Origin of the sequence: Aeromonas sp. s6 (genome assembly GCF_040907815.1) — a bacterium.
GTDB lineage: Bacteria > Pseudomonadota > Gammaproteobacteria > Enterobacterales > Aeromonadaceae > Aeromonas > Aeromonas caviae.
This window is the reverse complement of sequence record NZ_JBFOCN010000021.1, coordinates 1-9,398: the sequence shown is the minus strand read 5'-3', so window position 1 is coordinate 9,398 and position 9,398 is coordinate 1. Positions and strand designations below refer to the sequence as shown.

General features: G+C 61.8%; 12 protein-coding genes. 9 read left to right on the top strand and 3 right to left on the bottom strand.

What is annotated here, in order from left to right; all coding sequences use genetic code 11:
* A partial coding sequence (locus tag AB5Y50_RS02270) for a transposase (RefSeq protein WP_368162399.1) occupies positions 1-230 on the bottom strand: 230 nt, incomplete at its 3' end.
* A gap of 325 nt (positions 231-555) precedes the next feature.
* On the opposite strand from AB5Y50_RS02270, the gene AB5Y50_RS02265 reads away from it, so the two are divergent.
* The 9 genes from AB5Y50_RS02265 to AB5Y50_RS02225 all read left to right on the top strand — a co-directional run bounded on the left by AB5Y50_RS02265 (position 556) and on the right by AB5Y50_RS02225 (position 4,923).
* The gene (locus tag AB5Y50_RS02265; protein WP_012585400.1) at positions 556-804 is read left to right on the top strand and encodes a type II toxin-antitoxin system YafQ family toxin; all 249 of its coding nucleotides are present in this window, start codon (positions 556-558) and stop codon (positions 802-804) included.
* A gap of 126 nt (positions 805-930) precedes the next feature.
* A complete protein-coding gene (locus AB5Y50_RS02260) occupies positions 931-1,506 on the top strand; it encodes a recombinase family protein (protein WP_001173919.1) in 576 nt (191 codons plus the stop codon).
* A 153-nt stretch (positions 1,507-1,659) separates the two neighbouring features.
* The gene (locus AB5Y50_RS02255) at positions 1,660-1,950 is read left to right on the top strand and encodes a nucleotidyltransferase (protein WP_001247892.1); all 291 of its coding nucleotides are present in this window, start codon (positions 1,660-1,662) and stop codon (positions 1,948-1,950) included.
* Complete coding sequence (locus AB5Y50_RS02250) at positions 1,947-2,333, top strand: DUF86 domain-containing protein (RefSeq protein ID WP_003100872.1); 387 nt, start codon at positions 1,947-1,949, stop codon at positions 2,331-2,333. Before AB5Y50_RS02255 ends, AB5Y50_RS02250 begins: the two co-directional genes overlap by 4 nt.
* Positions 2,334-2,569: 236 nt before the next feature.
* The gene (locus AB5Y50_RS02245; protein ID WP_003465043.1) at positions 2,570-2,926 is read left to right on the top strand and encodes a cupin domain-containing protein; all 357 of its coding nucleotides are present in this window, start codon (positions 2,570-2,572) and stop codon (positions 2,924-2,926) included.
* A gap of 254 nt (positions 2,927-3,180) precedes the next feature.
* Complete coding sequence (locus AB5Y50_RS02240) at positions 3,181-3,507, top strand: hypothetical protein (protein ID WP_003100858.1); 327 nt, start codon at positions 3,181-3,183, stop codon at positions 3,505-3,507.
* On the top strand, positions 3,504-4,004 hold the full coding sequence (locus tag AB5Y50_RS02235; RefSeq protein ID WP_003100856.1) for a hypothetical protein: 501 nt from the start codon (positions 3,504-3,506) through the stop codon (positions 4,002-4,004). Before AB5Y50_RS02240 ends, AB5Y50_RS02235 begins: the two co-directional genes overlap by 4 nt.
* Positions 4,001-4,372: a hypothetical protein gene (locus AB5Y50_RS02230; protein ID WP_003100853.1), complete on the top strand. Its 372-nt coding sequence runs from the start codon at positions 4,001-4,003 to the stop codon at positions 4,370-4,372. Before AB5Y50_RS02235 ends, AB5Y50_RS02230 begins: the two co-directional genes overlap by 4 nt.
* Positions 4,366-4,923 (top strand): recombinase family protein, encoded by a 558-nt coding sequence (locus tag AB5Y50_RS02225; RefSeq protein WP_003100847.1) that lies wholly within the window; start codon positions 4,366-4,368, stop codon positions 4,921-4,923. Before AB5Y50_RS02230 ends, AB5Y50_RS02225 begins: the two co-directional genes overlap by 7 nt.
* 138 nt (positions 4,924-5,061) lie before the next feature.
* On the opposite strand, the gene AB5Y50_RS02220 is transcribed toward AB5Y50_RS02225, so the two are convergent.
* Positions 5,062-8,130 (bottom strand): efflux RND transporter permease subunit, encoded by a 3,069-nt coding sequence (locus AB5Y50_RS02220; protein WP_010676152.1) that lies wholly within the window; start codon positions 8,128-8,130, stop codon positions 5,062-5,064.
* A complete protein-coding gene (locus tag AB5Y50_RS02215) occupies positions 8,131-9,225 on the bottom strand; it encodes an efflux RND transporter periplasmic adaptor subunit (protein ID WP_010676151.1) in 1,095 nt (364 codons plus the stop codon).
* Positions 9,226-9,398: the final 173 nt, after the last annotated feature.

The following is a 9,398-nucleotide window of genomic DNA, read 5'->3' as shown; positions in this document are numbered from 1 at the left end:
ATCGCGCCATCGCTCAGGTTGTACCAATGCTGCATGCAGTGAATGCGTAGCATGGTTTCCAGCGGATAAGGTCGCCGGCCATTACCAGCCTTGGGATAAAACGGCTCGATGACTTCCACCATGTTTTGCCATGGCAGGATCTGCTCCATGCGGGACAAGAAAATCTCTTTTCTGGTCTGACGGTGCTTACTGCTGAATTCACTGTCGGCGAAGGTAAGTTGATGACTCATGATGAACCCTGCTCCATGGCTCCAGATGACAAACATGATCTCATATCAGGGACTTGTTCGCACCTTCCCTAAGTTTCGACCCGTCACTGGTAAATTCTGGCGCATAAGAACCTCAAGGGTTGGCTGTTTTATTTTATTGTTTTCGGCATTAAGCCCAATTTCTTGAGCGTTACGATAAAGCTAGCATGGAAACGATAGGTGCAAGCAAGTTAAGGGTTGCATCGCGCATGTCAATCTAGGCTATACCCTAACTTGATGTCAGGCAGGGCCGCGCCTGTCATTTTCAGAAGACGACTGCACCAGACAACGCGGTTTGAAGGCTGTTGTGCAGTCGTCTATTGAACGAACAGTATCAGGAGTCCGCTGCACGAATGATGACCTCAAGCCGGTTCTGGTCGCGCTGGCGACCGATCAGCCCCTGGATGTGCGATACCGCGACCACGATCTTTCCGGCGATTGGGCGGGCTACCGCGAATGCCACATCAAGCCCGACCTGCTGCTGATCTACCGCAAGTCCGACGCCGACACCCTGCGACTGGCGCGGCTTGGCTCCCATAGCGAGCTGTTCGGCTGATGCCAGTCGCCTTGTCCGCCAAACGATCATTAGGCGGCCAAACCGGACGCCTGTCCGAAAACATCTTGCGCAACGGGATGACGGACAATAAGATAGGCGGACGGTATAACGGACAAATTGGCGGAAATGGCACTCATCGGCTATGCGCGGGTATCGACGGCGGAACAGGACACCGCCTTGCAGACGGATGCGCTGCGCAATGCAGGCTGCGAACGGGTTTTCGAGGACACGGCATCCGGGGCCAAGGCAGACCGGCCCGGCTTGGCCGATGCGCTGGCTTATCTGCGCGATGGCGATGTGCTGGTCGTCTGGCGGCTGGATCGGCTTGGCCGCTCCCTGCCGCACCTGATTGAGACGGTCGGCAAGCTGGAAGCACGGGGCGTCGGCTTCCGCTCGTTGACTGAAAACATCGACACCACCACGCCGGGCGGACGGCTCATCTTCCATGTGTTCGGTGCGCTGGGCCAGTTCGAGCGCGACCTGATCCGCGAGCGCACCAAGGCCGGGTTGACCGCTGCCGCCGCACGCGGGCGCAAAGGCGGACGCAAGCCGGTTGTCACTGCCGACAAGTTGCAACGAGCGCGGGAGCTTGTCGCCAACGGCTTGAATGTCCGCGAGGCCGCCGCACGCCTCAAGGTAGGAAAAACCGCTCTCTACGCTGCCTTGCAGGCGGCCAGTTCTGGCAGTGCAGCCGACTCCTGATATTTCGTGCAGTCGCCTTCTGAAAACGACATGACTACATCAAGACAACAGCGCGGCACGGGAATCAAGGCATTGCGATTCTCGAAAATAGTTCTTGAAATTCTATTCTTGATTGCATATCATCTCAACGAGTTTCGATAAGAAAGGATGCGCATGCGACCGTCTGTTGTGCTTGACATGAAGCGAAGCGCAGTGCGTGAAGCGGTAGGCCGCTTTCGCGCCGCGAACCCGCGCGTCTTCGGCTCGGTGCTGCATGGCACCGACCGGGATGGCAGCGACCTCGACCTGTTGGTCGATGCGCTGCCCGGTGCCACGTTGTTGGACTTGGGCGATTTGGAAGAAGAACTGAAATCGCTGCTCGGCGTTGACGTCGATCTGCTGACTCCCGGCGACCTGCCGCCGAAGTTCCGGGCCAAGGTGCTCGCGGAGGCGCAACCGATATGAGCGAGAACCGCCTGCCCGATTACCTCGACCACATTCAGCAGGCCGCAACCGATGCGCGCAGCTTCGTGGAAGGGATGGCCAAGGACGACTTCTTGGCCGACAAGCGCACCCAGCAGGCCGTCATCATGAGCCTGATCGTCATCGGCGAGGCGGCCACAAAGGTGATGGATGGCTACGTCGAGTTCACCCAGGCGCATGCCGACGTGCCGTGGCGCAGCATGCGCAATATGCGTAATCGCATGGCTCACGGCTATTTCGACATCAACCTCGATGTGGTGTGGGAGACGGTACAGGAATGGCTGCCGGCGTTGCTCCAGCAATTGCCCGCCGTGCGTCAGGATGCCGACGATGAAGACCGTAACGACAAAGGCATGGAGCCATGACCAATCAAGCCGCCGATGTTCGGCCCCTCTGGCGTGTTCGATCCCGCGACCTATGAGCCGCGCTCGGGCAAGACCTTCTGGATGGCCGCAACGGACGTGAGTTCGCTGGTGGGCAAGGAGGCAGCAGCCGACACGCTCATCGGCAACTGCACGACCGCACGACCAGCCTCCCGTTCAAATTCGAGTTAGAACTCATATCCAGCCTGTCTGGGGGCACTGTGAAAGAGGGATCTCCGATGACTGTTGAATCGAGAATATTTTCTGTAGCCGAGTATGTTCAGCCGTCCGAAGGCGAGCCTATTCGTTCCGTTGTGCTTGAAACCCGAGACTCAATTATCGTGGTTTGGCATGTCCATCCCGGGCAGGAAATTGCGGCTCACATTCATCCTCACGGCCAAGACACGTGGACTGTTTTGTCGGGAATGGCTGATTACTTTCAGGGCAATGGGATTGTTCGTGCCCTCAGGGAAGGTGAGATAGCCGTGGCAAGACCGGGCCAAGTGCACGGGGCGCGAAATACAGGTACCGAGCCATTTGTGTTCGTCTCGGTTGTGGCATCAGCCAATGCCGGTTTCGTATTGGCTGAGCGATAGAGCCCAATCTCTGGAGTTGGTCCAATGAGCGGTCGGGGAGATAGGTAACAGACATGCAGCGGACACGGCTGCTAAACCAGGTCGCAAACCTCCTTGCGTCGCAGCGTGCCGCAAGCGACGCGATCAATCGAATGGGGTCGGCATGAGACTGAACACCATCCAGTTCCCGACCGCGTAGCCGCCTGTCCTGCCGATCAGGTCTTGACCATCGACGCCTGGGATCAGTCCTGAATGTTCTTGGAGACCACTACGTTATGAGCCGCAGCCGCCGCAAAACACCCATCGTCGGGCACACGACCTGCGGCAGCGAGCGCGAGGACAAGAAGCTCTGGCATCAGCGCTGGCGCACCCGTGAGCGCACGGCGCTGACCAGCGCGTCGCCCGAAGCCCTGAGCGCCCATCTGCCCCTGCTGGAAAACCAGGCCAGCAGCGTCTGGTCGATGGGCAAGGATGGCCGCTCCTACTGGCCCGTCAAGCGCCAGGCCGCCACGGCGGATCGCATCGCCAATCACAAGGGACGCAACCCGCAAGAACGCGCCTCCCTGAAAAAGCGCCTGCTGCGCAAGTGGATGAGCAAATGAAGCTCTCCTTCCATCAGCACATTGCGCTGTTCTGGATGATCGGTGCTCCGGGCGTCTTCGCGCCCGTGATCGAGAACGCCAAGCGGCCCGATGCCGGCGCCGTCATGGCGTGGGGTGTCGCGATCGTGGCGGTGATGATCCTCTTCACCCCTTTGCTGCTGCGCTGTCCACCATTCCGGCGCTGGTATGGCCGGACGGATGCGCTGTCGGAGCGGCAGCGCCAGGCGCTTGCCGAGCGCGGCCTGCGCCGCTACTACCAGACCGCTTTCGATGACGGCTACGTGCCCCGCGTGATGCCCTACGTGTGGCGCATCATCTGGACGGTCGGCGGGTTGATGGCTGTGACCGCCGTACTGCCTACCAACACCGGACGGCCAGCCTTCGATGCCTTGGTGGTCTTCTCGACCTGGTATCCGATAGGCGTGATGCTGCTGGTTTTCGCGTCGAGGCCCCTTGGCCGGTTGATTCGCCAAAGAGCACAGGAGCGGCGGAAATGAGCACGTCAACCATCGAGGCGCTGGCCAGCGCCTGGGCAAGGATTGCCGAGGAAGCGGAATTCCCCGCTGACTACGAGGGGACTGCCACACCACAAGCGCATCGGGCTAGCGAAGCTATTCAGGAGCAGATTCGGGAGCGCATCGTCGCCACCAACGACATGCGGCTGTTCAGCCTGCTGCACCTGCTGGGTCAGGCGTCGCTGCGCATGGAGCAAGCGCTGTGGCCGGAGGATTACGAGCGGATGACGCGCGAGGTTGAGGAAGCCCTGCGGCAAGCCACCGACGCCAACGCCAGATCGTACACCCACGAAGAAGTGATGCAGGCGATGCAGGAACGCATCGACCGGGCGCGAGACAAGCCATGTTGATTGGCTATGCGCGCGTCTCGACGCAGGATCAGAACCTGGAGCTGCAACGCGAAGCCTTGAGCAAGGCCGGATGTAAAAAGGTCTTCGAGGACAAGGTGAGTGGCACGCGGGCAGACCGGCCTGGCTTGGCCAAGACGCTCGAAATGCTGCGCGAAGGCGATACTTTGGTCGTCTGGAAGCTCGACCGGCTGGGCCGGTCGGTCAAGCAACTGGTCGATCTGGTCGGCGATCTGCACAAGCACGGTGTCCAGTTCAGGAGCCTCACCGACTCCATCGACACCGGCACACCATCCGGGCGGTTCTTCTTCCACGTCATGGCGAGCCTTGCCGAAATGGAGCGCGAGCTGACCGTCGAGCGCACCCGCGCCGGGCTGGAAGTCGCCAAGCAGCTCGGCCGCAAAGGCGGCCGCAAGCCGAAGATGACCGACAGCAAGATCGAGTCGGCCAAGAAGCTGCTGGCCAGCGGGGTGCCGCCCAAGGACGTGGCCAAGAACCTCGGCGTGTCCATTCCGACGCTGTACCGCTGGGTGCCAGCCTCCACGCACGCTTAGCGTGCTTTATTTTCCGTTTTCTGAGACGACCCCTTTAGGCGCGCCCGCCAGATTTAGCAGGGAATAACAGCGGGTGGACAAGCTGCGCGTTGTCCACCCTACGCCACGTCACGCCAGCATAGGGTGGACAACCGCCCCTCAGACTTCTGCCTTGGTCTGCGCCTTGATCCCGTAGAACACGCAATAGAGCACCGGCAGCACCACCAGGGTGAGCAGGGTGGCGAAGCCCAGGCCGAACATGATCACCACCGCCATGCTCTGGAAGAAGGCGTCGGTCAACAGCGGGCTCATGCCCAGGATGGTGGTCAGGGCAGCCATGGATACCGGGCGTACGCGGCTGATGGAGGCCTCTTCCACGGCCTGCAGGGCGTCCTTGCCGCTGGCCAGCTGCAGCTGGATTTCATCCACCAGAACGATGCCGTTCTTCACCAGCATGCCGCTCAGGCTGAGCAGGCCGAGCAGGGCCATAAAGCCGAAGGGAATGCCGGTGAGCAGAAAGCCCAGGGTTACGCCGATCATCGCCAGGGGCACGGTCAGCCAGATCACGGTGGCGCGCTTGAACGAGTCGAACAGCAGGATGGTGATCATAAACATCACCAGATAGCCCAGAGGCAGACTGCCGAACACCGCGCCCTGGGCATTGCGCGAACTTTCGTATTCGCCGCCCCATTCCAGGTGATACCCCTCGGGCAGGGGGATGGCTTCGATCTCGGGCTTGATACGCTGGAGCAGCTGGGCTGCTGTTTCGCCGCTGAGCAGGGCTGGATCGGCCTGCACGGTGAGGGTGCGTTTGCGATCCAGACGCATGATCAGCGGGTCTTCCCACTCGGTGGAAAAGCCCTGCAGCACCTGCTCGATGGGCAGGTAGATGCCACGCACGCTGCTCCAGATCTGCAGGTCACTGAGGCTGTCGGCATTCAGCCGCTCGTTGTCCGGGGTGCGCGCGACAATCGGCAGCAGGCGGGTGCCGTCGCGGTACAGGCCCACGTTCATGCCGGAGAAGCTCATGCGCAACAGGTCATCCAGTGCACTCTTGTCCACCCCCAGTTCACGGGCGCGGGCCTCGGCAAATTGTGGACGAACCAGCTTGGTGCGCTCATGCCAGTCGTGCATCACTGCATTGGCTACCGGATCCTGGCGCATCAGGCGGCTGACTTCGCCACCCAGGCGGCGCAGTTCGTCGGGGTCGGGGCCGCTGAAGCGCGCCTCGATCTTGCTGTCATTGCCGGGGCCGAGCATCAGCTGCTTGAACTTGGGCTTGATCTGCGGGTACTGCTCGGCGACATGCAGTTCCAACTGGTTGATCAGCGGCTCGATGCGTTCCAGGTTGTCGGTGCGCACCAGCAGCTGGGCGTAGTTGGGATACTGCTTCTGCGGTGAGTAGGTGAGGATAAAACGCAGGGCGCCCTGACCGATTGTGCTGCTGACCGTGGTCACTCCTTCCTGCTCCAGTACATGCTGATCCAGTTCGGCCACCAGCTGCTCGGTGTAGCGGATATCAGTGCCCTGGGGTAGCCACAGGTCGATAAAGAACATCGGCGTATTGGACGGCGGAAAGAAGCTCTGGCGCACCTTGCCGAAGCCGGCAATGGCCACCACCAGCAGCACCACCAACACGCCCAGAGTGAGGCTACGGCGGTGCAGGGCGAAGTCGAGCAGGCGCCGGTAGCTGGTGAAGATCACCCCGCCGTAGGGGTCGCCCTGATCCTGGCCGGTCAGGGTCTGGTTATCGCGGAAGAACAGGCTGGCGAAGAACGGCGTCAGGGTGATGGCAGTCACCCAGCTGAGCAGCAGGGAGATCATCAGCACCTGGAACAGCGACAGGCAGAACTCGCCGGTGGAGTCGTCCGACAGGCCGATGGGGGCGAAGGCGATGATGGCGATCAGGGTGGCGCCGAGCAGCGGCAGGTTGGTCTGGCGGACAATGCCCCGCGCCGCCTCCAGGGTGCTCTGGCCGCGCTGACGGCCGACCAGAATGCCTTCGACGATAACGATGGCGTTGTCCACCAGCATGCCCAGGGCGATCACCAGGGCGCCGAGGGAAATGCGCTGCAGCTCGATGCCCAGCAGGCGCATAAAGATAAAGCTGCCGAGCACCGTCAGGGCCAGGATCAGGCCGATCAGCAGGCCGCTGCGCAGGCCCATAAAGATCAGCAGCACGACGATCACGATGGCCACCGAGGCGACGAAGTTGATCACGAAACCCTGCACCGAGGCCTGCACTTCGGCGGCCTGGTCGTAGAACACCTGCAACTGCATACCGGCCGGGCGCTGGGCGTCCAGTTCAGCCAGGCGCGCGTTGATCGTCGCGCCGACATCCACCACATTGACCTTGGGTGCGAAGGAAACGCCCAGGGTCAGGGCCGGCTGGCCGTTCATGCGGTAGAGGTTGCCCGGTGTTTCGCTAAAGCCGCGGCTGACCTGGGCGATATCGCCGAGAGTGACCTGCTGCGCGCTGCCCGGGTCGCTGATGATCAGACGCTCCAGCTCGCGCACATCCTGCAGCTCGCCAGTGGGGTGCAGGCGGATCGACTCGCTGCCGACCAGAATGCGCCCGGCGTTGGACACCACGTTCTGCTGGCTGAGCACCTGGGCCAGGCGCTGCGGGGCGATACCCAGGGTGCTCATCTTGCTGCGCGAGATTTCCACCTGCACCTGCTCCTGGCGGGCGCCGGCCAGGCTGACCTTGCCTACGCCAGGCAGCAACACCAGTTCACGGCGCAGGTAGTCGGCGAAATCGCGCAGTTCCTGGGCGCTGTAGCCCTCGCCGGTGAGCAGCAGGAAGAAGCCGAATACATCGCTGAAATCATCCCGCACCTGCGGCGGGTTGACCCCCGGTGGCAGGTTGGGCTGCAAGTCGTTGATCTTGCGCCGCAGTTCATCCCAGATCTGCGGGATCTGCTCGGCCTTGTATTGGCTGTGCAGTTCCAGGCTGATCTGCGACAGCCCGGCACTGGAGATGGAGGTGACCTTCTTGATCGAGGGCAGCTGCTGGATGGCGTTCTCCAGCGGGTAGCTGACCTCTTCTTCCACCTGCTGCGGCGAGGCGCCGGGATAGCTGGTGATGACCATGGCGTTCTTCAGGGTGAAGGACGGGTCTTCCAGGCGGCCGATTCCGAGAAAGGCCAGCAGCCCGCCGATGCCCAGCACCAGAGTGACCAGCCAGCTGGTGACGCGACGCTGGATAAAGTAGCCGGCGATATCCATTTACAGCCCTCGCTCGCGTACCCAGGGCCTTACCGCCTGGCCTTCCTCCAGCTCGGCGCCACCCACGGCAACGATCTGCTCGCCGGGTTCGATGCCGCTGAGTACTTCGATGCTGTTGCGGCTCAGCTGGCCCACCTCGACCTGGCGGGCCGTCAGACGTAGCACGCCGTCCTGCTCGCGAGCCACCCACACCTGCTTGACCTCGGGGCCGCTGTCGTCCGGACTGAACACCGCCTCCACCGGCACCAGCAGGCGGCTACCCAGGTCACGGCTGACCTGGGCCAAGTCAACCTTGACCGTGGCACTCATCCCCGGTAACAGGTTGAGACCCTCGGGACGCGGCATGGACAGGGTCACCTGATAGGTCAGGGTCTTGGGATCAGGCTGGGTGCTGTGCTCCTTATAGACCGCCTCGAATTCGCGGCCGGGCAGGCTGTCGAGAATCACGCTGGGGTGATAGTCGCGGTTCTCTTCACGGCTGCGCAGGTTGGTCAGCAGGTTTTCCGGCATCTGAAACAGCACATCCAGCTGATTGCCGCTCTGCAGGGTGACCACGGGCTGCTTGGCCTGCACCACCTGGAAGTTGTCCACATGGGTGCTGGCCACCACTGCGTCGAAGGGCGCGAGAATGCTGGTGTATTCCAGCTCCTGACGGGCCAGGCTGAGCGCTGCGCTGGCCGAATCCAGGGTGGCCTTGCGCTGGTCATACTCAGCGCGGGAGATCATCTGCCGCTCCAGCAACTGGGCAATACGCTTGAACTGGGCGTTGGCCAAGTCATAGCTGGCCTGGCGATCACGCAGGCGCAGGCGCTGGTCGGCGTCATCCAGGCTGGCAATCAGCTGACCGCGTTTCACCGGCTGTCCCTGCAGCACGTTGAGGGTCTTCAGCTGGCCGCCGATACGGAACGACAGCTCGGCCTCCTCGGTGGCCTTCAGGCGCGCGGGGAATTCGCGCAGGCGCGCCCCGGCCGGATCTTCCACGGTAAAGAGTTTGACCAGGCGCGGGGCCTGTTCTTGGGGGGCTGGAGCCTGATCGCAGGCACTTAGCAACAGGGCGGCCGGCAGGCACAGAAAAAGCAGGGGACGAAGGTTCAAGGCGGCTATCCCTAATCTGGCGAGATCAATAAAAAGGCAGCCCGTTACGGGCCTGTGGCCGAGAGTTTAGGCGTTAATCCGTCATTCCGCACCTGATTTTCCCTTTTTCGCGGCTTGACGGCGATCGGCTGTTTTGATCTATTACTGCTTTTTGGAGGTCGCTCATCATGCCC